The organism is Mangrovimonas sp. TPBH4 (assembly GCF_001280505.1).
Taxonomy (GTDB): domain Bacteria; phylum Bacteroidota; class Bacteroidia; order Flavobacteriales; family Flavobacteriaceae; genus Mangrovimonas_A.
Window position 1 is genome coordinate 1 of the sequence record NZ_LBIO01000066.1, and the last position, 26,795, is coordinate 26,795.

At 38.8% G+C, this 26,795-nt stretch carries 18 protein-coding genes and 1 pseudogene; 17 read left to right on the forward strand and 2 right to left on the reverse strand.

The genetic code is table 11. The annotated features are described in order from the left end of the window. On the forward strand, positions 1-254 hold a 254-nt coding region (locus tag ZA05_RS18515; RefSeq protein WP_231632517.1), incomplete at its 5' end, for a hypothetical protein. A gap of 80 nt (positions 255-334) precedes the next feature. Here the strand turns inward: ZA05_RS18515 and ZA05_RS17235 are convergent. Then, on the reverse strand, positions 335-1,159 hold the full coding sequence (locus ZA05_RS17235; RefSeq protein WP_053992929.1) for a universal stress protein: 825 nt from the start codon (positions 1,157-1,159) through the stop codon (positions 335-337). A 151-nt stretch (positions 1,160-1,310) separates the two neighbouring features. Between ZA05_RS17235 and rimP the strand changes: the two genes are divergently transcribed. From rimP to infB, 3 genes are read left to right on the forward strand one after another with little or no spacing between them, the layout of a single operon-like run. Further along, the gene (gene rimP / locus ZA05_RS17240) at positions 1,311-1,775 is read left to right on the forward strand and encodes a ribosome assembly cofactor RimP (protein ID WP_053992930.1); all 465 of its coding nucleotides are present in this window, start codon (positions 1,311-1,313) and stop codon (positions 1,773-1,775) included. 12 nt (positions 1,776-1,787) lie between these two features. Beyond that, positions 1,788-3,020, forward strand: a complete 1,233-nt coding sequence (gene nusA, locus ZA05_RS17245) for a transcription termination factor NusA (protein ID WP_053992931.1) — start codon at positions 1,788-1,790, stop codon at positions 3,018-3,020. 29 nt (positions 3,021-3,049) lie between these two features. Then, the gene (infB, locus tag ZA05_RS17250; protein ID WP_053992932.1) at positions 3,050-5,872 is read left to right on the forward strand and encodes a translation initiation factor IF-2; all 2,823 of its coding nucleotides are present in this window, start codon (positions 3,050-3,052) and stop codon (positions 5,870-5,872) included. Positions 5,873-5,943: 71 nt separating this feature from the next. On the opposite strand, the gene ZA05_RS17255 is transcribed toward infB, so the two are convergent. After that, positions 5,944-6,330: an SPOR domain-containing protein gene (locus ZA05_RS17255; RefSeq protein ID WP_053992933.1), complete on the reverse strand. Its 387-nt coding sequence runs from the start codon at positions 6,328-6,330 to the stop codon at positions 5,944-5,946. Between the two features lie 294 nt (positions 6,331-6,624). On the opposite strand from ZA05_RS17255, the gene ZA05_RS17260 reads away from it, so the two are divergent. From ZA05_RS17260 to ZA05_RS17320, 13 genes and pseudogenes are all read left to right on the forward strand, one after another. Continuing rightward, on the forward strand, positions 6,625-7,917 hold the full coding sequence (locus ZA05_RS17260) for a cytochrome c3 family protein (RefSeq protein WP_053992973.1): 1,293 nt from the start codon (positions 6,625-6,627) through the stop codon (positions 7,915-7,917). A gap of 29 nt (positions 7,918-7,946) precedes the next feature. Continuing rightward, positions 7,947-11,126, forward strand: coding sequence for a TAT-variant-translocated molybdopterin oxidoreductase (locus ZA05_RS17265; protein ID WP_053992934.1), 3,180 nt, complete (start codon positions 7,947-7,949; stop codon positions 11,124-11,126). Positions 11,127-11,159: 33 nt separating this feature from the next. Next, positions 11,160-12,581 (forward strand): annotated as a pseudogene (gene nrfD, locus ZA05_RS17270) (NrfD/PsrC family molybdoenzyme membrane anchor subunit); the annotation flags it as partial. Between the two features lie 39 nt (positions 12,582-12,620). Further along, entirely contained in the window at positions 12,621-13,160 is a 540-nt protein-coding gene (locus tag ZA05_RS17275; protein WP_053992935.1) for a DUF3341 domain-containing protein, read from the forward strand. Positions 13,161-13,333: 173 nt separating this feature from the next. After that, entirely contained in the window at positions 13,334-13,801 is a 468-nt protein-coding gene (locus ZA05_RS17280; protein WP_082333833.1) for a cytochrome c, read from the forward strand. 24 nt (positions 13,802-13,825) lie between these two features. Then, on the forward strand, positions 13,826-15,187 hold the full coding sequence (locus tag ZA05_RS17285; RefSeq protein ID WP_053992937.1) for a hypothetical protein: 1,362 nt from the start codon (positions 13,826-13,828) through the stop codon (positions 15,185-15,187). Positions 15,188-15,215: 28 nt separating this feature from the next. Further along, the gene (locus tag ZA05_RS17290) at positions 15,216-16,286 is read left to right on the forward strand and encodes a cytochrome c oxidase subunit II (protein WP_053992938.1); all 1,071 of its coding nucleotides are present in this window, start codon (positions 15,216-15,218) and stop codon (positions 16,284-16,286) included. 25 nt (positions 16,287-16,311) lie between these two features. After that, on the forward strand, positions 16,312-18,102 hold the full coding sequence (locus tag ZA05_RS17295) for a cbb3-type cytochrome c oxidase subunit I (RefSeq protein ID WP_053992939.1): 1,791 nt from the start codon (positions 16,312-16,314) through the stop codon (positions 18,100-18,102). 76 nt (positions 18,103-18,178) lie between these two features. After that, a complete protein-coding gene (ruvB, locus tag ZA05_RS17300) occupies positions 18,179-19,201 on the forward strand; it encodes a Holliday junction branch migration DNA helicase RuvB (protein ID WP_053978114.1) in 1,023 nt (340 codons plus the stop codon). A gap of 30 nt (positions 19,202-19,231) precedes the next feature. Then, positions 19,232-20,566, forward strand: a complete 1,335-nt coding sequence (locus ZA05_RS17305) for a cytochrome P450 (protein WP_053992940.1) — start codon at positions 19,232-19,234, stop codon at positions 20,564-20,566. A gap of 288 nt (positions 20,567-20,854) precedes the next feature. Then, the gene (locus ZA05_RS17310) at positions 20,855-21,370 is read left to right on the forward strand and encodes a hypothetical protein (RefSeq protein ID WP_053992941.1); all 516 of its coding nucleotides are present in this window, start codon (positions 20,855-20,857) and stop codon (positions 21,368-21,370) included. A gap of 186 nt (positions 21,371-21,556) precedes the next feature. Beyond that, positions 21,557-25,495 carry a response regulator gene (locus tag ZA05_RS17315; protein ID WP_053992942.1) on the forward strand — a complete coding sequence of 1,313 codons (3,939 nt, stop codon included), beginning with the start codon at positions 21,557-21,559 and terminating at the stop codon, positions 25,493-25,495. Between the two features lie 180 nt (positions 25,496-25,675). Further along, positions 25,676-26,767: a hypothetical protein gene (locus tag ZA05_RS17320; protein ID WP_053992943.1), complete on the forward strand. Its 1,092-nt coding sequence runs from the start codon at positions 25,676-25,678 to the stop codon at positions 26,765-26,767. Positions 26,768-26,795 lie beyond the last annotated feature (28 nt).

Sequence of the window (26,795 nt, forward strand, 5' to 3'; positions counted from 1 at the left end):
CAGAGAAGTTAAGCCCGTTAGCGCCGATGGTACTGCACCCGTGGGAGAGTAGGTCGTCGCCTTTTTTGCCTGCCAGGCGGCAGGTTTGCAAGCCCCCAGCATTATTTTGCTGGGGGCTTTTTGTTTTATATACCTTGCCAAAACAATACCCTTCAAATAACACAAAACCCCTACTGTTCAAGTTGGGGTTTGGTATTCAACTTTTTTGTTGCTTTAAAAGTGGTTTTAAGGCTCTTTTAGAAGCTTTAATATAAATAACGGTATTTCTTCTATAGACAAATAAAAACTTCAGTGAATATTCAGCCTAGATAACCCTTAAATTTGGGCTGTCTGTTTATATTTTAAAAGTAATAACTGGACGTTTTGCGTGGTTGACCAAATCTTCACTTATGGAACCATTAAAGAAATGGGCAATGCCTTGCCGTCCATGGGTACTGATACCTATTAAATCTGCATTGATTTCCTTTGAGAAATTGAGAATGCCATTTTCTACAGAGGTATCGTTATAAATGTTCAACGTATAATTGTCGAATTCATAATCTTTGATAAAATCCAAAATGCGCTGTCTCGCTTCTGAAGTTGGTATGAAATTATTTGCTGTGTTTACCATTAGTAAATGCATTTTGGCGTTGAATTCCTTTACCAAAGTTAGGGCCTGCTTGTAGGTTTCCTTATTATCGTTTTTAAAATCGGAGGCAAATACAAAGTTCTCTACGAGGAAGTTTTCGTGGTGGTTTTTTATCACAAGAACTGGGATATCCGATGTACGTACTACTTTTTCGGCATTAGAGCCTATAAACATCTCTTTGATACCTGAAGTACCATGGGATCCCATAATGATTAAATCCGCCTTAAATTCGTGCCCTTTTTCCACTAGATTGCTAAAGGTGCCATCGGTTCTTATTGTCTCGTGGATTGTGAGGCCTTTTAAATAATCTTTAGAGAGTAATTCCTCGAATTTTTGGTGGGCAAGTTTCATGAAAAACATGGCTTCGGGCAGTTCACTAGGGGTATTCATGACGTCCACTTGTTGCAAAGGAAGCTCAAGCATATGGAGTAAAAAAATTTCTCCATCACGTCTTCGGGCCAATTGGGCCGCGACTTTCAAGGCGTTTTCTGCCTCTGGGGAAAAGTCGGTTGGGACAAGTATTTTTTTCATTGTTAGCATGTTAGTTGTTCTTCCTATAAAATTAAGAATAAAATTCGACATGCTATGGGTTGTGAAAATCAATATAAATGTTGTATATTTGCCGCGTTATATGGAAAGGAATTAACGAGGGGACAGGGAGTCCCCTCTTTTTATACTGAAAATGTTTAAAGACACTGTAAAGGAATTATTGGACAAGGCATTTCAAGAACGCGAGGACTTGTTTTTGATTGATTTTAAAATTGTTGGGGACAATGATATTAAAGTTGTGATTGATGGAGACAATGGTGTTCTTGTAGAAGATTGTATGTTTGTGAGCAGGGCTGTGGAGCACAATTTAGACCGAGAGGAGCAGGATTTTGCACTGGAAGTAACCTCGGCCGGAGCTACGACTCCCTTTGTGCACAACAGGCAATACAAAAAGAATCTTGGTAGAGTGTTAGAGATTAAGACCAAGGACGACCAAAAGCTGGAGGGCACTCTGGCCGATGTAGATTCTGAAGGAATTGTTTTAGAATGGAAAGCAAGAGAAGCTAAGCCAGTAGGAAAAGGAAAAGTGACGGTTAAAAAGGAAGCTCAGCTAAAATTCGACGATATTTTAGAGGCAAAAGTTATTATAAAATTTTAATTCATAGAAGTTATGGAAAATGTTGCGTTAATTGATTCTTTTTCAGAATTTAAAGACGACAAATTAATTGATCGTGTAACGCTGATGGCGATTTTAGAGGATGTGTTGAGAAATGCGTTAAAGAAGAAGTATGGTGACGATGACAACTTTGATATAATTATAAACCCAGATAAAGGAGATTTAGAAATTTGGAGAAACCGTGTGGTAGTGGCCGATGAGGAAGTAGAGGATCCAAACCAGGAAATTGCCCTTTCTGAAGCACGTAAAATTGAACCTGATTTTGAAGTTGGGGAAGATGTGGCCGAAGAAGTAAAGCTGGTGGATTTAGGTAGACGTTCTATCTTAGCTTTGAGACAAAATCTTATTTCTAAAATTCACGAGCACGACAATACCAATATTTACAAGCAGTTCAAGGAGTTGGAGGGTGAAATTTACACCGCTGAAGTACACCACATCCGTCATAGAGCTATTATTCTTTTGGATGATGAAGGAAATGAGATTATTTTGCCAAAGGAAAAACAAATCCCATCAGACTTTTTCCGTAAGGGAGAAAATGTTCGTGGAATCATTGAAAGTGTGGAATTAAAAGGTAATAAGCCTGCCATTATCATGTCTAGAACGGCTCCTGTTTTCTTGGAGAAATTGTTCGAACAAGAAATACCAGAAGTTTTTGACGGGTTGATCACTGTTAAAAATGTGGTGAGAATTCCTGGTGAAAAGGCCAAAGTAGCCGTAGATTCTTATGATGATAGAATTGACCCTGTAGGAGCCTGTGTAGGTATGAAGGGATCGAGAATTCATGGGATTGTAAGAGAACTTGGAAACGAAAATATCGACGTAATCAACTATACCAACAATATCCAGCTTTTTATTACAAGAGCATTAAGTCCTGCAAGGGTAACCTCTATTAAGGTTAATGAGGAGACCAAACACGCAGAAGTATTGCTTAAACCAGAAGAGGTGAGTAAGGCTATTGGACGTGGAGGTCATAATATTCGTTTGGCGGGTCAATTGACAGGTTATGAAATTGATGTGTATAGAGAAGGCGCAGAGGAAGATGTTGAATTAACAGAGTTCTCTGATGAGATAGAAGGATGGATTATTGAAGAATTCAATAAGGCTGGATTGGATACTGCCAAGAGTGTATTGGAAGAAGATGTTCAAGACTTGGTGAAGAGGACAGATTTAGAGGAAGAAACAATTCTAGAAGTAATAAGAATTCTTAAGGAAGAATTTGAAGAATAACAGATATAAGTTTATATTACAGGCAATTTATGGCTCAAACAATTAGATTAAATAAAGTATTACGAGAACTCAATATTTCTATTGACCGTGCGGTTGATTTTTTGGAATCAAAAAACGTGGAAATAGAGAAAAGCCCGAATACTAAAATTTCAGAAGAGGTCTACGCGATTCTTTCCAGTGAATTTCAAACCGATGCCAGTAAAAAGGTGGCATCCAAGGAAGTAAGCGAGGCTAAGCAGAAGGAAAAAGAAGAACTTCGCGAAATTCGTGAGCGCGAATTGGAGGAGAAGGCAAGAAAAGCTGAGGAAAGCAGGCAACAGGTGGTGAAAGCCAAAGTTGAACTTAGTGGACCGAAGCAGGTTGGGAAAATTGACTTGGATACGCCAAAAGCTGAAGAAGTTAAGAAAGAAGAGGCCCCTAAAGAAGTAGTAGCTCCTAAAGAGGTTGAAGTTCCTAAAGAAGAAGCTCCTAAGGTAGAGACACCTAAAGAGGAAGAGAAACCAAAACCAGTTGAGCCAAAAGTGAAAACTCCAGAACCAGCCCCAGCTCCTAAACAAGAAACTCCCAAAAAAGAGGAAAAAATATCCAAACCTGAGCCAAAACAGGATATTAAACCTAAAAAGGAGCCAGTTAAGGAGAAGAAGCAAGCCACAGCTGAAAAACCTAAAGAATTCCCAGAAGGACGTGTTGAAACTAAGTATCAAAAGTTAACAGGTCCTAAAATTGCCGGTGAAAAAATAGATTTATCTCAGTTTGATAAGCCTAAAAAGAAGAAAGAAGATAAAAAACCTGCTGCGTCGTCGCAAGATGCCAATAAAAAGAAGCGCCGTCGTATAAGCAAAGCAGGAACAGATAATAAGCCTAATTACCAGAACAATCGTGGAAACCAAAAAGGTGGCGGATTTAAAGGTAAGGGTAAACGTCCTACTATTGTTAAGGAGGAGCCTAGCGAAGCGGAAGTACAAAAACAAGTTCGTGAAACTCTTGAAAAACTTCAAGGTAAATCCAGTAAGGGTAAAGGAGCTAAGTACCGTAGAGAGAAAAGAGAACAGCATAGAGAGCAGACTGAAAAGAGTCTTGAGCAACAACAAGCTGAAAGTAAAATCCTTAAAGTAACTGAATTTGTTACGGCAAGTGAAGTTGCTACAATGATGGATGTGTCGGTAACACAGATTATTTCGGCATGTATGTCTCTTGGAATGATGGTAACCATGAACCAACGTTTGGATGCAGAAACACTTTCTGTAGTAGCAGATGAATTTGGTTACGAGGTTGAGTTTGTTACTGCTGATATTGAAGAGTCAATAGAAGAAGTAGAAGATAGACCGGAAGACTTGACGCCAAGAGCTCCAATCGTAACAGTGATGGGACACGTAGACCACGGTAAAACGTCGCTATTGGATTACATTCGTAAAGAAAATGTAATTGCAGGAGAGTCTGGTGGAATCACTCAGCATATTGGAGCATATGGAGTAACCTTGGATGGAGGTCAGAAAATTGCCTTCTTGGATACACCAGGTCACGAGGCCTTTACTGCCATGCGTGCGCGTGGTGCTCAAGTAACGGATTTGGCCATTATTGTAATTGCGGCAGATGATGCCATCATGCCACAAACAAAAGAAGCAATCGCTCACGCCCAAGCGGCTAATGTGCCAATTGTTTTTGCAATCAACAAAATTGATAAGCCAGGTGCTAACCCTGATAAAGTAAAAGAAGGATTGGCAAATATGAACTTATTGGTGGAAGATTGGGGAGGTAAAATCCAATCCCATGATATTTCAGCAAAAACAGGTCAGGGTGTTAAAGAATTATTAGAAAAGGTATTACTGGAAGCCGAATTATTGGAGCTTAAGGCAAATGCCAATAAATTAGCTAATGGTACTGTAGTTGAAGCCTTTTTGGATAAAGGAAGAGGATATGTGTCAACCATTTTAGTTCAGGCCGGTACTTTAAAAGTAGGTGATTATGTACTTGCTGGTAAAAACAGTGGTAAGATAAAAGCAATGCATGATGAAAGAGGTAATGACGTTAGCCAAGCAGGACCGTCGACACCAGTTTCTATTTTAGGATTGGATGGAGCACCTCAGGCAGGAGATAAATTCAACGTATTTGAAGACGAAAGAGAAGCCAAGCAAATTGCTGCTAAACGTACACAGTTACAACGAGAGCAGTCTGTAAGAACACAACGTCATATTACTCTAGATGAAATTGGACGTCGTATTGCACTTGGAGATTTCCAAGAGTTGAACATCATCCTTAAAGGGGATGTGGATGGTTCTGTGGAAGCATTGACCGATTCATTCCAGAAACTGTCTACGGAAGAGATTCAAGTTAATATCATACATAAAGGAGTTGGAGCCATTACAGAAAGTGATGTGTTATTGGCAACTGCTTCAGATGCTATCATTATCGGATTTAATGTTCGACCAATGGGTAATGCTAGACAGATTGCCGATAAAGAAGAAATCGACATTAGAATGTACTCCATTATCTATGATGCCATCAATGACCTTAAAGATGCTATGGAAGGCATGTTGTCTCCTGAACTTAAAGAGGAGATTACGGGTACTGCTGAAATTAGAGAAATATTTAAAGTCTCTAAGATTGGTAGTATTGCAGGGTGTATGGTTACCAATGGTAAGATATTTAGAAACTCTGGAATTAGACTTATTAGAGACGGTGTAGTTGTTTACACTGGGGAATTGGCTTCCTTGAAACGTTTTAAAGATGATGTTAAGGAAGTAGCAAAAGGATACGATTGTGGTATGCAGATTAAGAATTATAACGACATTAAAGAAGGTGACATTATAGAAGCATTCCAAGAAGTAGAAGTTAAGAAGAAATTGAAATAGGATTTCAATATTATATAATGAAATAAAAAGGCGACCATTTGGTCGCCTTTTTATTTTTGTATGTATTACGATTATTTGATTTCGTTTTTGGGCTGGAAGATAAATGCATTTGGATAGTTGGCTTTAACCTTGATAAGAGCCTTATCTGCTTCCAAACGACTTCTAAACGTACCTACCTGTATTTTATAATGTGGGGTATCATATTCCATCGTCACCGGCCAATCTTCATAGGAATCTTTGAACTCGGATCTCGCCTTTTCTGCTCCGGAACGATTTCCGGAAAATATTTGAATTTTATACAAGCGAACAGTGTTAATGTCCTTTTTGAATTCCAAAAGTTTGGTAATTTCATTGCTCTTGTCTACCGTTACAATTCCTTGTTGGGCATGTATGTAGGAAACAGCTCCTAAAAATAAGCAGAACCCTAGTAGCGCTTTTTTCGTATTTTTGTGAGTCATGATTCTAAAATGGTTTAAAATGAATGGTTTATTTGGGTGTAAATGATTTAGTATTATGGATTTACTTGCGGCTAAAATATGAAAATAATTTCTAGAAATAGGCCGTCATATACATTATTATATATAGGTAAATCAGCTTATTTAGAATGCGTATAAATTATCAGTTAACACTTCTGTAACATTTTTAGAATCCACTTTAAATGTTACTTTTGTGCGAGATTTTTATAACTGTATTTTTTTCTTTTTTGAATGAAAAAATCATACCAAAGTTTGGAAGATAATTCAACTATTAATATGAAACAGGTGATATACCGTAAATTGACCTCAAAGATTATTCGATTAGGGTTTATTATTTTACTCACGTTTTCAGCGTCTCTGAAGGCACAAGAAGGAGATCCTGCCAAAGGAAAATCCTTGTTTAACACCAACTGTGCTGCATGTCATAATTTAGACAAGCAAATGACAGGGCCTGCCTTGAGAAATGTAGAAACTAGATTGGCAGATGATCATGGATTGGACCGTGAGTGGCTAAGTGCATGGATACGTAACAGTGCTGGATTGATCAAATCTGGTGATGTTTACGCTAACCAAATTTTTGCAGAATTCAACAATACGCCAATGACGGCGTTCGCTACGTTAAGCGATCAAGATATCGCAGATATATTAGCGTATACTGCGCAAGAAAAAGTAGAGCCTAAAGTGGAAGTGACACCAGTAGGTGGAGCAGGTGGGCAAGCTGCTGGTTCTGGTATTTCAAATGAGATTATTTTAGGGGCCTTAGCGTTATTGTTTGCCTTATTGGCAATGGCCTTGATTTTGGTGAGACAAACCTTAAATAGGTTTGCAGAGGCTAAAGGTGTAGATATTACCGAAGGTGAAGTTAGGCTGCCATTATGGAAGGCGTTTGCTAAAAACCAATTCTTGGTTTTGGTTACTGCTATCTTTTTATTGTTGGCTAGTGCGTACTTTGTGTACGGATATTTGATGCAGGTAGGTGTTGATCAAGGATACCAGCCGGTTCAGCCAATTCACTTCTCACACAAAATTCACGCAGGTGATAACGGTATCGATTGTAAATACTGTCACTCCTCTGCACGTGTAAGTAAAACTTCAGGGATTCCATCTCTTAATGTGTGTATGAACTGTCACAAGTCTATCTACGAATATAATGGAGAGACGACTGTTGAGCACAGCAAGGAATTTTACGATGGAGAAATCCAAAAGCTATATGCAGCTGCTGGATGGAGCGATGCGGACCAAAAATATACTGGTGAGTCGCAACCTGTAAAATGGGTGAGAATTCACAATCTACCAGATTTCGCATATTTCAACCACTCGCAACACGTTTCTGTTGGAGGAATCCAATGTCAGACTTGTCATGGACCAGTTGAGGAAATGGAAGTAATGTACCAACATGCTCCTTTAACAATGGGTTGGTGTATCAACTGTCACAGAGAGACAGAGGTGAAAGTTCAGGATAATGAGTACTATGCTAAAATCCATGAGCAATTGTCTAAAAAGTACGGAGTGGAAAAACTTACTGCTGCTCAAATGGGCGGTCTAGAATGTGGTAAGTGTCATTATTAATTTATTAAGAAGTAATTCAATTATATAATATGTCATCAAACAAGAAATACTGGAAAAGTGTTGAAGAGCTTAACGAGAATAGCTCTATTGTTGAGACGCTAAAACAAAACGAATTTGTTGAAGAGATTCCAACTGATGAGTTTTTAGGAGATAAGGCCTCCTTGGAGAGTTCTTCTACAACACGTCGTGATTTCTTAAAATACGTTGGCTTTAGTACAGCTGCTGCTTCATTGGCAGCCTGTGAAGGGCCGGTAATTAAGTCTATCCCTTATGTAGTGCAACCAGAGGAAATCGTTCCTGGTGTTGCCAACTACTATGCAACGACTATTGCAGATGGATATGACTTTGCAAGCGTTTTAGTTAAAACCCGTGAAGGTCGTCCAATTAAAATCGAAAACAATGCTTTAGCTGCTGTAAATGGTAGTGCCAACGCAAGAGTGAACGCATCTGTTTTAGGATTGTACGATAGTTTAAGGGTGCAAGGACCAATGAAAGGTGATGCTGCGATCACTTGGAATGAATTTGATGCGCAAACAAATCAAAAACTTAATGAAGTTAAAGCTTCTGGAAAACAAATTGTGTTATTGACTCAAACGTTTGCCAGTCCTTCTACTTCTTCGTTGATTGCTGAGTTTGCTGCCAAGTTTGGAAACGTTAAGCACGTGCAATACGATGCGGTTTCTGAATCTGCGGCATTAGATGCTTACCAAGCTAAATACGGTGAAAGAGGTCTTGCTAACTACGATTTTTCCAAAGCGTCAACTATCGTTTCGATAGGTGCGGATTTCTTAGGAGATTGGCAAGGTGGAGGATTTGATTCTGGATATGCTAAAGGACGTGTACCTAACCACGGTAAAATGTCAAGACATATTCAATTTGAATCTAACATGTCGTTAACTGGTGCCAACGCCGATAAGCGTGTACCATTAACAGCAACACAACAAAAACAAGCTTTAGCAAAACTATATACATTGGTAGTTGGTGGATCTGTATCTGCAGATTTGCCAGAAGCCGTTGCTCAGGCAGTTGCAAATGCTGCAGCTCAAATTAAGAGCGCTGGTGCTAATGCTGTAGTTGTAACAGGACTTCAAGATGTAAATGCTCAAACTGTGGTATTGGAAATCAATAGCCACTTGAAGAGTAAAGCATTCGATCCTAAAACAACTATCAAAACTAGACAAGGTAACGATAAGGCTGTAGCTGCTTTGGTAGCAGATATGAAAGCTGGTAAAGTGGGAGCTATCATCATGAGTGGTGTAAACCCAATGTATAGCTTACCTAATGCTGCCGATTTTGCTGAAGGATTAAAACAAACAGATTTGTCAATAGCATTCTCTTTGAAGAAAGATGAAACTTCTGCATTGGCACAATATATCGCTGCAGCACCTCACTATTTAGAATCTTGGGGTGATGTAGAAATGAAGAAAGGATACTATGGGTTAACACAACCTACTATACGTCCTTTGTTCGACACAAGACAATTCCAAGAAGCTTTATTGAAGTGGAATGGAAGTGCAACAACTTACCACGACTATATCAAGCAAACTTGGAATACGAGTGTATTAGGAGGAGCTTCTTTCAGTCAAGCATTGCATGATGGTGTGTTTACTACTAACCACAGTGTTGTAGTGGAAACTCCAGAAGGTGCTCACCATGAGGACAAGACCTTTGTTGGTGGTATCATTGAAGATGTTGCTGAAGGATTAGGTCTTAAAAATGAAGAGGAAGGTACTGTAGAAACTACTACAGCTACTTCTGGAGCTGCGGCAGCAAGAGCTTTGGCAGGTGCCACTTCTCAAGGAATGGAATTGGTGTTCTATTCTAAAACTGGAATGGGAGACGGTCAACAGGCCAACAACCCTTGGTTGCAAGAGTTCCCAGATCCTATTTCTCGTGTGTCTTGGGATAACTACCTAACGGTATCCAAGGCAGATGCAGAAAGCTTAAACTTGAAAAACGTACACGTAGCTACCGGAGCTTTAGATGGTAGTTATGCCGATGTAACCGTAAACGGAACGACCTTGAAGAATGTTCCTGTGTTGATCCAACCAGGACAGGCTAAAGGAACTGTTGGTTTAGCATTTGGTTACGGTAGAACTGAAGGATTGAAAGAAGAAATGAAGACAGGTGTTAACGCCTTTACTTTATACCAAGATTTCAATACAGTTCAAAATGTAACGGTTGCTGCAGCTGCAGGAATGCATGAGTTTGCATGTATCCAGTTGCACAATACCTTGATGGGGCGTGGAGACATTGTTAAGGAAACTACCTTAGAGATTTTCAATACTAAAGATAAATCTCATTGGAATGCTATTCCTGTAGTGTCTTTGAACCACGAAGAAACGCCTGTAACATCTCCAGATGTTGATTTATGGGATGAGTTCGATCGTTCTATAGGTCATCACTTTAACCTTTCTATCGACTTGAACGCTTGTACAGGTTGTGGGGCTTGTGTAATTGCATGTCACGCCGAAAACAACGTTCCTGTGGTAGGTAAAGAAGAAGTACGTCGTAGCCGTGATATGCACTGGTTACGTATCGATAGATACTATTCTTCTGAGGACTCTTTCGAAGGGGATAATGAGAAGAAAGACAATATCGCTGGACTTGGAAGTTCATTGACAGGATTTGGAGAAATGGAGCATCCAGCCGACAATCCTCAAGTTGCTTTCCAACCAGTAATGTGTCAGCACTGTAACCACGCACCTTGTGAAACTGTATGTCCAGTTGCGGCAACATCACACGGTCGTCAAGGTCAAAACCACATGGCTTATAACCGTTGTGTTGGTACGCGTTACTGTGCAAACAACTGTCCTTATAAAGTACGTCGATTCAACTGGTTCCTTTACAATGGAAACGATGAATTCGATTATCATATGAATGACGATTTAGGTCGTATGGTATTGAACCCAGACGTAGTGGTACGTTCTCGTGGTGTTATGGAAAAATGTTCTATGTGTATCCAAATGACACAAAAAACGGTTCTTGACGCTAAACGTGATGGACGTGTGATTAAGGATGGTGAATTCCAAACAGCATGTTCTGCAGCTTGTAGCAGTGGTGCAATGGTATTTGGAGATATCAATGATAAGGATAGTAAAGTAGCCCACCTTAAAGCGGATAACCGTATGTATCACTTGTTAGAGCACATTGGAACAAAACCAAACGTGATCTACCAAACTAAGGTGAGAAACACAACAGAAGCATAATAAAACAAACTAAGAAATAATTATAAAAGGATTATGGCGTCTCATTACGAAGCACCTATTAGAAGACCTTTAGTTACAGGCGAGAAATCATACCACGATGTAACCGTGGATATCGCCAAGCCAATTGAAGGTAAAGCAAACAAACAATGGTGGATAGTTTTTAGTATTTCACTTGTGGCTTTCCTTTGGGGAATCGGGTGTATTTTATATACAGTATCCACAGGTATCGGTACTTGGGGATTAAACAAAACTGTGGGCTGGGCCTGGGATATTACCAACTTCGTTTGGTGGGTAGGTATTGGTCACGCAGGAACTCTGATCTCTGCAGTATTATTGTTATTCCGTCAAAAATGGAGAATGGCAATTAACCGTTCTGCAGAGGCGATGACTATCTTCTCGGTAGTTCAGGCGGGATTGTTCCCAATTATTCACATGGGACGTCCATGGTTAGGATACTGGGTATTGCCAATCCCAAACCAATTTGGATCGTTATGGGTTAACTTTAACTCTCCGCTTCTTTGGGACGTATTCGCGATTTCAACGTATTTATCGGTATCATTGGTGTTCTGGTGGACTGGTTTATTACCTGACTTCGCAATGATCCGTGACCGTGCGGTGAAGCCTTTCCAAAAGAAAATTTATTCATTATTAAGTTTTGGATGGACAGGTAGAGCTAAAGACTGGCAACGTTTTGAAGAAGTATCTTTGGTATTGGCTGGTTTGGCAACACCACTTGTACTTTCTGTACACACCATCGTATCGTTTGACTTCGCAACATCGGTGATTCCTGGATGGCACACCACCATCTTCCCTCCGTATTTCGTTGCGGGTGCGATTTTCTCTGGATTCGCGATGGTAAATACCCTTCTTATCATCATGAGAAAGGTATGTAACCTTGAAGATTATATTACTGTACAGCACATCGAATTGATGAACATCGTAATCATGATTACGGGATCTATCGTTGGTGTGGCTTATATTACTGAGTTATTTATTGCATGGTACTCTGGAGTTGAGTATGAGCAATATGCCTTCTTGAACAGAGCAACAGGTCCTTACGCTTGGGCGTACTGGATGATGATGTCTTGTAACGTATTCTCTCCACAGTTCATGTGGTTCAAGAAACTTAGAACAAGCATCATGTTCTCTTTCTTTATCTCTATTGTGGTGAACATAGGAATGTGGTTTGAGCGTTTCGTAATTATCGTGACCTCATTGCACAGAGATTACCTTCCGTCTTCTTGGACGATGTTCTCACCAACATTTGTGGATATAGGGATCTTTATCGGAACTATTGGATTCTTCTTTGTATTGTTCTTGTTATACTCTAGAACATTCCCAGTAATTGCACAGGCAGAGGTTAAGACTATCATGAAGTCATCTGGTGAGCGTTACAAGAAGATAAGAGAAGCAGGTGAAAGCCTAGTAGGAACAGGAGCGGACGCACGTACTTCTGGAAGTCAAGTTAACAACTCTAAAAACTAATTGCAGCATATGGAATCTTCATCAAAAGTAATTCACGCAATATATACCGACGACGATGTGTTGATGTCGGCAGTGAAGAAGGTAAGAGCTGAGAAACATCATATAGAAGAAGTTTATACGCCATTTCCGGTTCACGGGCTAGACAAGGCGATGGGATTGGCACCAACACGTATAGCTATTGCAGCTTTTATTTACGGATGTATTGGTTTAACGGTAGCCATCACAATGATGAACTTCATCATGATCGAGGACTGGCCACAAAACATTGGTGGTAAACCTAGTTTTAGTTATATAGAAAACATGCCTGCATTTGTGCCTATCATGTTTGAGTTGACCGTATTTTTTGCAGCTCACTTAATGGTAATCACGTTTTACCTACGTAGTAGAATGTGGCCATTCAAGAACGCTGAGAACCCGGATCCAAGAACTACAGATGACCATTTCTTAATGGAAATCCCAGTTCACGGTAATGAAGCTGAATTGGAGCAACTACTTAAGGAAACCGGTGCAGTAGAAATTAATATAGTTAACAAAGACGAAGCACATTAATATGAAATGAACAGAGCGTTTTGGAAGTTTCTTAAACGCTTTGTGAGTTGCATCTGAGGACAATAAAAAACAGAAATTTACAGATGAAAGGCTTAATAAAAATAACAGTTTTATCAATTATAGCAGTGGCGTTTGTGTCTTGTCAAAAAGATTCAAGACCAAACTACCAGTTTATGCCAAACATGTACGAGTCGGTAGGATATGAGACCTATTCAGAGTCTGATGCCTTTGCAAACGGAGTGGAAGCTCAAGTTCCTGCAGAAGGAACCGTGGCAAGAGGGTATTTACCATTCGACTTTGACAATACTGCAGAAGGCTATGCCCTAGCAAAAGCTAATTTAATGAGTCCTTTGGATTCTACTCAAGTAGATTTGGCTAAAGGAAAAGAACTATACGATATCTACTGCGGAATCTGTCACGGTAATAAAGGAGATGGCCAAGGGAACTTGGTAAAGCGCGAAAAGATATTGGGTATCCCAAGATATGACGACGCTGGACGTGCCATTACAGATGGGAGTGTATACCACACTATCTATTACGGTAAAAATGCGATGGGTTCATATGCCAATCAGTTAAGTGAGGAAGAGCGTTGGCATGTGGTTGCTTACGTTATGGACTTAAAAGCGAAATTAGAAAAATAAGATTGATAAAGATTATATAAAGACATGTATACATTCTCAAATAGATTAAAGACATTCTCTATCGCATTAATGATTATCGGAGCGATAGGAGTTGTTATTGGTTTTATGACATCTCATAAATCTTTTGAAGAGGTAGAAGCCATAGTTGCTGCTGAAAGTGCCCACCACGGTGGAGGACATGATGCCGAAGCAGCTCATGTAGCGCCTGCAGCTTCACATGACACACATGCTGCAGCAGGACATGCCGGTGAAGAAGTTCACCATGAAGATGCACACAAAAAGCATATAGAGCATGTGCAACACCAAATTGCCAACAGACCTTGGTCTGCACTTTACGTAGCAGCATTCTTCTTTATGATGATAGCACTTGGAGCCTTGGCGTTTTACGCTATCCAGTTTGCAGCACAAGCAGGATGGTCTCCAGTATTGTTTAGAGTTATGGAAGGTATTACTGCCTATGTATTACCTGGTGCAGTAATAGTGGTATTGATTGGTGTAGCCTCTGGAACTATTGGTCATTACAATCTATTTGTATGGATGGATCCAGAAGTAGTAGCTCACGATAAATTGATCCAAGGCAAAGCTGGATGGTTGAACACTTGGGGCTTCGCTATTAGAGGATTTATTTTTATTGCAGGTTGGTCTTTATACCGTCACTTTGCTCGTAAATTCTCTATCGCTCAAGATAACGCGGATGATAACAAAAACTTTAAAAAGTCCTTCCGTATTTCTGCAGCGTTCCTAGTATTCTACATCTACACAGAATCCATGATGTCTTGGGATTGGATTATGAGTGTTGACCCTCACTGGTTCTCTACATTATTTGGATGGTATGTGTTTGCAAGTATGTTTGTAAGTGCGATTACTGTAATTGCTATGATTACACTTTATCTTAAAAACAAAGGTTTATTACCATTTGTAAATGATAGCCATTTGCATGACTTAGCTAAATTCATGTTCGGTATTTCTATTTTCTGGACCTATTTATGGTTCTCTCAGTTCATGTTGATTTGGTATTCTAACATTCCAGAAGAGGTAACTTACTTCGTAACGCGTTTAGAAGATTACAAATTACCATTCTTAGGTATGGTTGCCATGAACTTCTTGTTCCCATTATTATTGTTAATGAACAGTGATTACAAACGTATTCCTTGGTTTGTTGTTATGGCTGGTGTAGTTATCCTTGCAGGTCACTACCTAGATATATTCAACATGATCATGCCTGCAACTGTTGGTGACAGATGGTTTATTGGAATTCCAGAAATTGGTTCGGTATTGTTATTTGGTGGATTGTTCATCTTTGTAGTCTTTACTGCCTTGACAAAAGCACCGTTATTGGCCAAAGGAAATCCATACATTAAAGAAAGTGAACATTTCCATTATTAATATAACTAAATAAAGAAGAGAAACGACAATGACTGCTTTTTTAACAATTATAATAGTACTATTTATAGCTATTGCAATTTGGCAAATGGTGAAGATATTTGATTTGGCCCAAGTGGGTGTATCGAATTCTCAAATTGCCGATGATAAGGACAACAAACTTAATGGCTATTTAATGATAGGTTTCTTAGTCTTCATTTATGTTATAACGATCGTTAGTATCGTTAAATGGGGAGACTTGCCATTATTGTCCAATTCTGCCTCAGAACACGGACCACAAATCGATAACTTAATGACCATTTCATTGGTAATTATCTTTATCGTACAAACGATTACTCAGTTCTTACTACACTACTTCGCATTTAAATACAAAGGTGAAAAAGGAAGAAAGGCTTTATTCTATGCCGATAACAACAAGTTGGAAGCTATCTGGACTATTATTCCTGTAATTACTTTGGCAGGTTTGATTATCTACGGTTTGTTCACTTGGACAAGCATCATGAATGTAGATGAAGATGCCGATCCTTTAGTGGTTGAATTGTATGCACAACAGTTTAACTGGAAAGCTCGTTACGCTGGTCAAGACAATGTATTGGGTATGGCTAACGTAAGATTAATTGATAACGACCGTGCTAACATCCTTGGTTTGGACGAATCTGATCCAAATGCTCAAGATGATGTGATCACTACAGAATTACACTTACCGGTTGGAAAGCCTGTATTGTTCAAAATGCGATCTCAGGATGTATTGCACTCAGCATACATGCCACACTTTAGAGCACAAATGAACTGTGTTCCTGGTATGATTACTCAGTTTGCATTTACTCCAACGATTACGACTGCTGAAATGCGTCAAAACCCAGATATCGTTGATAAAGTGAAAAACATCAATGAGATTAGAACAGAGAAAAGTAAAGAGTTAGTTGCTGGTGGCGATGAAGCTTTAGATCCTTATGAATTTGATTATTTGTTGTTGTGTAACAAGATTTGTGGAAAATCTCACTACAACATGCAAATGAAGATCATTGTGGAAACACAAGAGGAATATGACGCTTGGATTAAGGAGCAAGCAACTTTTAAGAATACTATAACAGCTAACTAAAAAAAGATTAAAACGATATAAGATTATGTCAGCACACGCAGATACTCACGCTCACGACGATCACGGGCATCATCATAAAGAGACTTTTGTAACTAAGTACATCTTTAGTATGGACCATAAGATGATTGCCAAGCAGTACTTGATTACAGGTACTATCATGGGAATTATCGGAATTGTTATGTCGCTTATGTTCCGTATGCAAATTGCATGGCCGGAAGAACCAAACGTACTTTTTGAAGCCTTATTAGGAAAATGGGCACCAGGAGGCGTTATGGATGCCGATATTTATTTGGCTTTGGTAACTATTCACGGAACCATTATGGTATTCTTTGTATTGACGGCCGGTTTGAGTGGTACCTTCAGTAACTTATTAATTCCATTGCAAATTGGAGCAAGAGATATGGCTTCAGGATTCCTTAACATGGTATCTTACTGGTTGTTCTTCTTGTCAAGTGTTATCATGGTATTGTCTTTGTTTGTTGAAGCTGGCCCAGCTGCAGCAGGATGGACCATCTACCCACCACTTTCTGCATTGCCAATGGCACAGGGAGGTTCTGGAGCTGGTATGACACTTTGGTTGGTAGCTATGGCTATTTTTATCGCCTCTTCTTTATTAGGATCTTTGAACTATGTTGTAACGGTTATCAATATGCGTACAAAGGGAATGTCTATGACACGTTTACCGTTGACTATTTGGGCGTTCTTTGTAACTGCTATCATCGGTATTATTTCATTCCCTGTATTATTATCTGCAGCCTTATTATTAATCATGGATAGAAGTTTTGGAACATCATTCTTCTTATCTGATATCTTTATCCAAGGTGAAGTATTGCATTACCAAGGAGGGTCTCCGGTATTGTTCGAGCACTTGTTCTGGTTCTTAGGGCACCCAGAGGTATACATCGTATTGTTACCTGCATTAGGGATTACTTCGGAAATTATTTCTACCAACTCACGTAAGCCTATCTTTGGTTACCGTGCCATGGTGGTGTCAATTTTGGCAATTGCATTCTTATCGACTATCGTATGGGGTCACCACATGTTCGTATCAGGTATGAACCCATTCTTAGGGTCTGTATTTACCTTTACAACATTATTGATTGCAATTCCATCGGCTGTAAAAGCATTCAACTATATCACTACACTTTGGAAGGGTAACTTGCAAATGAACCCTGCCATGTTGTTCTCTATTGGTTTGGTATCGACGTTCATCACTGGAGGTCTTACCGGAATCATCTTAGGGGATAGTGCTTTGGATATTAACGTTCACGATACATATTTCGTAGTGGCTCACTTCCATTTGGTAATGGGGATTTCTGCATTGTATGGAATGTTTGCTGGTATCTACCACTGGTATCCAAAAATGTTCGGTCGTATGATGAACAAAAACTTAGGGTATTTACATTTCTGGATTACTGCAATCTGTGCTTACGGGGTATTCTTCCCAATGCACTTTATCGGGATGGCAGGTTTACCAAGACGTTACTATACTAACTCTAACTTCCCATTGTTTGACGATTTGGCAAACGTAAACGTAGTAATTACTGTGTTTGCATTAATTGGTGGAGCGTTCCAGTTGGTATTCTTGTACAACTTCTTTAGCAGCATGTTCTTTGGTAAGAAAGCTGAACAAAACCCATGGAAATCCAACACCCTTGAATGGACAACTCCAGTAGAACACATTCACGGTAACTGGCCAGGTGAAATTCCTCACGTACACCGTTGGGCTTACGACTATAGCAAGCCAGGTCACGAGGCAGATTTCGTACCTCAAAATGTTCCATTAATGGACGGAGAAGAAGAATTACAACACTAGGAGAATTCATTTCTTATAAATCATAACAAGCCTTTCTGAGTTTTCAGAAAGGCTTTTTGTTTATCTTTGCTTTTGTATGAATGACAATTTAAACCCCTCCAATGAACACTTTTCCCCAGAGGAAATGGATGTTGAAAAGGCCTTACGTCCCCTGTCCTTTGATGACTTTACGGGTCAGGATCAAGTATTGGAAAACCTCAAGATTTTTGTAAAGGCAGCCAACCTTAGAGGTGATGCTCTAGATCACACGTTGTTTCATGGCCCTCCAGGTTTGGGTAAAACCACCTTGGCCCATATTTTGGCAAATGAACTCGGGGTAAGTATCAAAGTAACTTCTGGACCTGTTTTGGACAAGCCTGGTGATCTTGCGGGCTTGTTGACCAATTTAGATGAGAGGGATGTATTGTTTATTGATGAAATCCACCGTTTAAGTCCTATTGTGGAGGAATACTTGTACTCGGCCATGGAGGATTATAAAATTGATATTATGATTGAATCTGGCCCTAACGCCAGAACCGTTCAAATCAACTTAAATCCGTTTACACTTATTGGTGCCACTACAAGATCTGGATTGTTGACTTCCCCAATGCGGGCCCGTTTTGGTATTAGCAGTAGACTGCAATATTATTCCACAGAATTGTTATCTACCATTGTTGAACGTAGTGCCAATATCTTAAATGTCCCAATTTCTATGGAAGCAGCTATAGAGATTGCTGGGAGAAGTAGAGGAACACCTCGGATTGCCAACGCATTGCTGCGTAGGGTGCGTGATTTTGCCCAAATAAAGGGAAATGGTAGGATTGATATAGAAATTGCCAAATTCAGCTTAAAAGCGCTTAATGTGGACGCTCATGGTTTGGATGAAATGGACAATAAGATCTTGACCACCATTATCGATAAGTTTAAAGGCGGACCTGTTGGAATTACCACTTTGGCAACGGCAGTAAGTGAAAGTGGAGAAACCATTGAAGAGGTCTATGAACCATTTTTGATTCAGCAAGGCTTTATCATTCGAACTCCAAGAGGACGAGAAGTCACCGAATTGGCCTATAAACATCTCGGAAGAGTTAAAGGAGGTATTCAGGGGGGATTGTTTTAGTAGATTTACATTTCCTCAAATTCATTTTTCATGACTAAATACAAATATCCAAAAAGAGTTTCTTTTTTAAATTTTGTGCTCAAGTCATCCGAAATTGCCAAGAACCCAATTCCATTTCATAAGGAAATGTTTGCCGCTAGTGGAGAATCGTTCAGTATTAAAACGCCATTCAATCCGCCTATTATCTTGACTAAAGATGCGGAGATTGCCAAACATATTCTTCAAAAGCAGCACAAGCTTTATGAGAAGTCAAAACTGCAAACCCAGTTTCTTTCGAAATACGTTGGCTATGGACTTTTAACCTCTACTGGAAGTTATTGGCTAAAGCAACGCCGATTGATCCAGCCGGCATTTCATAAGGATAAATTAAAACAGTTGGTGGCTATTATTGATACGACCATCAATGAACAGGTCAACAGTTTTCCAACGGGTAGCATGGAAGCGTTGTATCCTTTGATGAACACCTTGGCCTTTGAAGTGGTTGCCAAATCTTTGTTTAATTATTCAGCCGATCAAAATACTCTTAAACGACTCCAGTTCATTATCGCAGAACTTCAAAATTTCATTGTAAAGGAAATACGCCAACCCCATAAACGTTTGTGGTATCACTTAAAAGGTGACATGAAATATCACTTGAAATTGGTAAAAGAGAGTAGGGGGATTATTGAAAATATAATTAACCAACGAAGAGCGTCAAAGGAGCATCATGATGATTTGTTGGACATGTTGTTGAAGGCCGAATATGAAGACGGCTCAAACATGACTAACGACCAGCTCATTGATGAAATTTTGATTTTGTTTGTGGCTGGCCATGAAACTACAGCCAATGCCTTGACCTTTACGTTGTTTTTATTGGCTACAAATCCTAAGGAATTGGAAAAGGCTAAAGTTAATTCATTGCCTATCACGGATGCTACCCAAGCTTTTGATGCCCTTCCAAAACTTACATACATCAAACAATGTGTTGAAGAGGGTATGCGCTTGTATCCATCGGCTTGGATTACCGATAGGCTGGCTTTGGAAGATGACACTTTAGGGGAATTTCATATCAAAAAAGGAACCTTGTTGGGCGTTTCCATTTATGAAATGCACAGGAATCCCAAGTATTGGGATACTCCTGAAGTCTTCAATCCTGATAGATTTTCAGAAGATAATAAAAAATCAACGGCCTTTGCCTATATGCCCTTTGGTGCTGGTCCACGTTTGTGCATTGGGAACAATTTTGCCATGTTTGAAATGATGCTGACCATCAATGCCATTCTTCAAAAGTTTCAAATTTCCACTAATAAAACTGAAGTGAAAATCAATCCGCTTATCACTTTGAAACCTGTGGATGTTGAAATGGCGTTTCATCCCATTTCCTAAAGATTCAAAAGGGAGAGGTCAGCCAGTACATGACTGAAAATTACAATTTATTGAAGATTTTATCATGGTCTTTTCTCCATCATCATTGTAATTTTATCTTAGAAAATTGAAGGTAAAGGTTTGTAAGTCTTTATCAGTGTTATTTCTTCCTTAGCGCAGCATTATACATTATTAGCATTGTGGTATTGGCATTTAGGTTTAGTTAAGCCGGTAGTGTTTTATCCTTTTCAGGTGTAATTGTTAAGAATCATCATCAAAATAAATCATTTAATCAAAAAACGGACAATTATGAAAAAAATCATTATCGGCTTAATGTTTATTGGTCTCGCCAGCCAAGTACAGGCTCAATTTGAAGAAGGGGTGCATGGAATTCACCTAAAGCCTGTTGAAATTACAACCATCAATTTAAATTACGCTAATAAGGTAATTGATAACAATGCCGCTACAGGAATTATTAATTTACAGAAGGAGGTTGCTACTTTCGATCTAAAAGCTTCAGAATGGTATGATGAGGAATCCCTGGTTTTTCCATTGAAGTTTGAGTATAGACACGGAAAAATATTTGCCACATTTAATGAAGATGGGATAATTTTAAGATCGATTGAAAAGTTTAAGGATATTGCATTGCCTTTTGCTGTGCGAAGTAATATAAAGAAACTATATCCAAACTGGTCGCTTAAGAAAACATCCTATGAGGTGTCATATCACTTAGAAGAAGATGTTGAAAGAATCTATTATGTACAGATAGTAAGGGACAAACAGAAAAAAATCATTAGCCTTGACACCTCTGGTAGAGAATTATAATTAAAAATAAAAATCGCCTTTTTCCTAGGCGATTTTTATTTGAAAATCTATTGTTGAAAATGAATGTTCAATATTTTGTATATTTAGTAATGGCCCCTTTCGGTTTTATAAGACAACAAAAACTAGGGTATTATGCGGGCCAATAGAACATCTTTCTTCACAATTTTGTTCCTAATCATTTTCTCGATGGCTAATGGCCAAAATATTCAAAGCGATTTTGAAATAAGCTATTTTGACATTAAAAAAGAGCCGTGGGCGCGGGTTTACGATATGCATAAGGACCACAATGATTTTTTGTGGCTAGCAACTTCGCTTGGGCTGTATAGGTTTGATGGTAGAGAATATAAGCGCTACGCAAGGGATTCCCGTAAGGCAAATACACTTCCTAACAACCTTATTTATACTGTTTGCGAGGATAAATACAATCGTCTTTGGGTGGCCGGTTTCGATTTTGATTTGGCTTATTTAGATAGAAGTTCTGATACTTTCAACAAAGTAGATTTGGATGGCTTTCAGGAAATGGGAGGGCATGTTTTTGACATTATTTTAGGAGCTGAAGACCAATTACTACTCCTTACTAGAGGGGCTGGCTTAGTGGAGTTTGCTAATTTTGGTAAGCCAAATAGCTTATTGAAATACCATTTTAAGGATCTAAGTTTTTTTTCAGCCAAGATAGATCGCCAAGGGAAGATTTGGCTTGGTACCAGTCAAGGGGTTTACACTATTACAAATCCAAAAGATATTGAAGGCACCTTTAAAAAAGAACTGGATTTCGAGGGAGCAATTCATTCAATAGAAATTTATCAGAATAAGGTGCTACTGGGAGCTACTACTGGATTTTATATTTACAATCTAGAAACTTTAAAGTTGAAGGAAATTGAATTGCCATTTTATCAAAATAGCCCAGGAATTGTAAGAAATGGCATAGTACATGCCAAGGACCATAAATTTTGGATTTCTATTGCGTGTAAGATTTTGGAATTTGATATTAAGACCGAGAGTTTTAAAGATAATATTACTACAGAGAGTAACAACTTACCCTTTGCTGGGTATGGTACGTTGCTCAATTTTGGAAACAATCAAATTATATCTGTATTTAGAAAGGGCCTGTATTTGTTTGACTTGAATCCATCCACTTTTGGGAATATAGGTATCTACGACCTCAATAATGAAGCTTCTGAATGGGGGGCTGTACTTTCCATATTGGGAGATTCGGGAGATCTTTGGTACGGGAAATATGAGGGAGGTCTAGGCTTAAGGCGTGATGGTAAGGAGTATTATTTCAGCCTAGATGATGTACATGGTAAACAACAAAAGGGCTATCCGCAAGTGTTGTGTCTCGCTAAGGATTTCATTCGGAATAAGATATGGTTTGGAGGGAACTTTGGATTGGGGTTTATAGATCTGGATACATTTAATCCCGAATTCCCAAAACTCAATACCTTTTCTGGTTCAAGTAAAGAATGGTCTATACTTGGTTCAAATAGAATTTCGTGTATTCAGGTAGATACAAAGGGGATGGTTTGGATTGGAACTTCCGGACAGGGTATTTATAATATTTTTGAATTGGAAAATGGAAATTTTGAAATTAACCATTTAGAGGCTACCGCTCAATCCATACACAATAAACTTACCAATTATCCAACGTCCCTTTTAGTAAATGACAAAACCCTTTGGGTAGGCACTGTGGGAGGAGGGCTCTTGCATTTGGAGGTGTCTCCAGATAACAAAGCGGCTGAAATTGTTGGCCTTTATACAAAAAGTGAAGATCCACAATCCATTTGTTCAGATTTTATCTTGGATGTGGAGTTGGATGTTCAAGGAAATTTATGGATTTCAACATTTGGAGGGCTTAGTAAGTATTTGGGGAAAGGGAAGTTTAAGTCTTGGACAGATGTGCCAAGTATTAGCAATCCTGTTTTTCCTAGTTTATTGAGCGACAAACAAAACAATATTTGGCTTACCACCTATGGGGAAGGGCTTATAAAGTACAATCCCAAAACCGACAATTTTCAACAATATGGAGCCACAGAGGGTATTAAGAATTTTGACTGGTCCAGTGGTAAGTTTAAAACTGCCGACGGACAATTATATTTTGCCGGGGATTTTGGGATCACCTATTTTGATCCAGAAAAGGTAGATGCGTTCGTTACGAAGAAACATATTTATTTGTCAGATATTAAGGGAGGTAAGGCAGATGGCCAATGGATGCTTAATAATTTTGAACGTGCACCACAATTTAATCTGAGGTATGACGAATTTCCATTGCAGTTGCATTTTTCTACTTTAGGGTATTCGTCAGAAGAGCTTGAAAACCTTTATTATCGCATTACACCAGGGAACGATGGCTGGAGTAAAATGGTAGGCACCGATTTACAACTTATAGATTTGCCTGCTGGAAACTATTCCTTAGAAGTTAATGGGAGTAATTTTCAAGGTCTTTGGGATAAGCCTTCTTATACTGTACAGTTGGATATCACAGGGCCTTGGTGGAATTCAAATTTGGCAAAGGGTGTTTATTTATTCCTCATAATTATAGGTGTTTTATGGTTATATCGATTTTTACTCTCACGAAAACTAGCCCTAGAGGAATCCAGAAGATTGAAAGAGGTCAATGATTCCATGGCTCATTTTTATTCTGGAATTACCCATGACTTTAGGACCCCTATCACTGTAATTTTAGGAATTACAAAATATTTAAAAGGATTGATACCTAAAGAACATAATCCTAATTTAAACTTGATAGAAAGAAATGCTTCCAATCTAGTGCATATGGTGGATAATATCATTGAGCTATCAAGAAATGAAAAGGGTTTGATGGACCAGCAAATGATTCAGGGAGACATAGTTTCTTATATACGTTATCTTTCTTCCAGCTACATGACTTTGGCCGAATTGAAGCATATTAATTTCGATGTAGAAATTAAGGAACGATCTATAGTAATGGATTTTGATAAAAACTATATCAAAAGCATTTTGGGAAATCTTCTGTCCAATGCTATAAAATTCACACCTAATGGAGGGACGGTTTCTTTAGTTTTAGCCAGAGACGCTAATAAGTTGCACATTGCGATTACAGATTCTGGGATAGGAATCCCTATAGAGGAGCAGAGCAAGATTTTTGAAAAATATTACCAATCCAAAAATGCAAATAAAATATCAGAGAAAGGTTCTGGAATTGGATTGTCATTAGCAAAACAATATGTTGAAGTTTTAAAGGGAAACATCAATTTGGAAAGTCTACCAGATGTTGGAACCAAGGTAGAATTGATAATACCAATCCATAATTCAGCCCAGTTTGTACAAGATGCATTTGAGCCCAAGGAAATGGTAGATCATCATAAAAACGAGAATTTAAAACAGTTTCAGGGATTGGATAAGGAAAAGCCGAATATTTTGGTTATTGAGGATCATGAAGATGTACGGAACTATTTGCGTTTAATCTTAAATAAAACATATGATGTAATTACGGCTATAGATGGAGAAGAAGGAATCGAATTGGCAACTACCTATATCCCAGATCTTATCATTTGTGATGTTATGCTGCCGGATATAGACGGTTTTCAAGTTACTGAAAATTTAAAAAAAGTGACTAAAACAGATCATATTCCAATTGTTATGCTTACGGCAAAGGCAGGACATTCTAGTAAATTAAATGGCTTACATAAAGGGGCCGATGCTTACTTAACCAAACCATTTGATGAAAAAGAGTTATTCGCTTTGATAGAAAGTCTTATTAAAACAAAAGAGTGTTTGGAGAATAAGACTGTTGGATTAATGTCATCCCCAAAAAACGGATATTTAGAAAACTCACAGCTTAATTTTGTGGAAGAGGTCAACCAAACCTTAATGTATCATTATCAAAACACTCAGTTTGGACCCAAGGAATTGGCTGAACATATGGCTATGAGCGATTCCCAATTATATCGAAAAATTAAGTCGGCGTTCAAAGTGTCCCCAGTGCAATACATTCGTTCCTATAGACTTAAGCAAGCCAAAATATTATTGGGTAATACTACTAAGTCAATTACGGAAATATCATATGAAGTTGGTTTTAACGATGCGTCCTATTTCTCTAAAGTTTTCAAGAATGAATTTGGTGAAACCCCCACAAAATTTCAGTAAGCAAGGTTGAAAAGTAGGAGCTTTCATAAGACTATTCATGTGTATTGAATGATTCGTACTAATAATTGAATGAAATTTCCAATTGTAGGAGAGGAGCAAAATGTATCTTTAAAACAATTTCTTCCTAAAGCCACTTGGTACTGATTGATAGCAATAAGTATAACTTAAAAACGTATCATTATGTTAACCAAATGCCTTTCACTAAAAGCTCCAGTTTATTTTTTTAAGAACCCTATCCTCGCTGCAACCAAGCTTATTTCTTTTTTGGTGCTACTTGGGTTGTTGTTTTCGTGCAGTTCCAATGAACTAACAGATGTGGAACCTGAATCTGTTATGTCTACTTCTTCAGCTAAAGCTTCTTCTTCCCCAGGTGTTCCCCAATTGATGTATGAGGGAATTGTTGGCGGAGCAGGGAGTGCTATTGGTCCTGGCGGGGATTTATTTGTGACAGAAACCCTAACAGGAGAAATTTCTCGATTTAATTTGAAAACCTGGGAAAAAACAACCTTTGCCAGTGGTTTGCCAACCATGATTCCCGATGTGGGGATAGGAGGTGCTATGGACATTGCTTTTATTGGGGGAACAGGCTATGTGTTGGTTTCCTTGGTCGGTCCTTTTTTCGGAACTACTGATTTGGTTGGGATTTATAGAATAGATGGTCCCAATAGCTTTACGGTGATTGCAGATCTCGGAGCATTTTCTGAGGCAAATCCTCCAAATACAAGCTACTTTTTGCCAATGGGCCTGCAATATGCCATAGAAACGTATAAAGGCGGTTTCTTAGTTACCGATGGACACCACAACCGGGTATTGCATGTGACTACTGACGGGATCATCTCTGAAATGAAAGCTTTTGCAAATATCGTACCTACGGGCATAGCGGTATCAGGGAATACTATTTATATGGCAGAGGCGGGACCTGTGCCTCACAACCCCGAAGATGGCAAGGTAGTTTACTTTACCGAAAATTCAACCTATGCGCCACCTGTAGCGTCGGGGTCACCTTTATTGGTTGATGTGAAATTAGGTCGTGGTCAAAGTTTGTTTGCACTTTCTCAAGGAGAATGGAATGGACTTGGAGAAGGTTCTGAAGCTTTTGAAAATACGGGAGCATTGGTCAAAGCAAATCAAAATGGCACTTTTTCTGATGTAGCGACAGGTCTGGATAGACCAACATCTCTAGAGATTGTGAAAAACACTGCTTATGTCGTAACTCGTGATGGTGAAATTTGGTCTGTGGATAACGTTTCTAGTGGACCTTATGGCAACTAGGAAGGGGGAAAAGTAAATAGACTATTGG

Excerpts from the sequence above, each read along its gene's own strand:
- ZA05_RS17280 (WP_082333833.1), top strand. The coding sequence starts at position 13,334 with ATGCCAAACATGTACGAGTCGGTAGGATATGAGACCTATTCAGAGTCT.
- ZA05_RS17315 (WP_053992942.1), top strand. The coding sequence starts at position 21,557 with ATGGCTAATGGCCAAAATATTCAAAGCGATTTTGAAATAAGCTATTTT.
- ZA05_RS17255 (WP_053992933.1), bottom strand. The coding sequence starts at position 6,330 with ATGACTCACAAAAATACGAAAAAAGCGCTACTAGGGTTCTGCTTATTT.
- ZA05_RS17235 (WP_053992929.1), bottom strand. The coding sequence starts at position 1,159 with ATGAAAAAAATACTTGTCCCAACCGACTTTTCCCCAGAGGCAGAAAAC.
- ZA05_RS17285 (WP_053992937.1), top strand. The coding sequence starts at position 13,826 with ATGTATACATTCTCAAATAGATTAAAGACATTCTCTATCGCATTAATG.
- ZA05_RS17295 (WP_053992939.1), top strand. The coding sequence starts at position 16,312 with ATGTCAGCACACGCAGATACTCACGCTCACGACGATCACGGGCATCAT.
- infB (WP_053992932.1), top strand. The coding sequence starts at position 3,050 with ATGGCTCAAACAATTAGATTAAATAAAGTATTACGAGAACTCAATATT.
- ZA05_RS17290 (WP_053992938.1), top strand. The coding sequence starts at position 15,216 with ATGACTGCTTTTTTAACAATTATAATAGTACTATTTATAGCTATTGCA.
- ZA05_RS17305 (WP_053992940.1), top strand. The coding sequence starts at position 19,232 with ATGACTAAATACAAATATCCAAAAAGAGTTTCTTTTTTAAATTTTGTG.
- rimP (WP_053992930.1), top strand. The coding sequence starts at position 1,311 with ATGTTTAAAGACACTGTAAAGGAATTATTGGACAAGGCATTTCAAGAA.
- ruvB (WP_053978114.1), top strand. The coding sequence starts at position 18,179 with ATGAATGACAATTTAAACCCCTCCAATGAACACTTTTCCCCAGAGGAA.
- ZA05_RS17275 (WP_053992935.1), top strand. The coding sequence starts at position 12,621 with ATGGAATCTTCATCAAAAGTAATTCACGCAATATATACCGACGACGAT.
- ZA05_RS17265 (WP_053992934.1), top strand. The coding sequence starts at position 7,947 with ATGTCATCAAACAAGAAATACTGGAAAAGTGTTGAAGAGCTTAACGAG.
- ZA05_RS17260 (WP_053992973.1), top strand. The coding sequence starts at position 6,625 with ATGAAACAGGTGATATACCGTAAATTGACCTCAAAGATTATTCGATTA.
- ZA05_RS17320 (WP_053992943.1), top strand. The coding sequence starts at position 25,676 with ATGTTAACCAAATGCCTTTCACTAAAAGCTCCAGTTTATTTTTTTAAG.
- nusA (WP_053992931.1), top strand. The coding sequence starts at position 1,788 with ATGGAAAATGTTGCGTTAATTGATTCTTTTTCAGAATTTAAAGACGAC.
- ZA05_RS17310 (WP_053992941.1), top strand. The coding sequence starts at position 20,855 with ATGAAAAAAATCATTATCGGCTTAATGTTTATTGGTCTCGCCAGCCAA.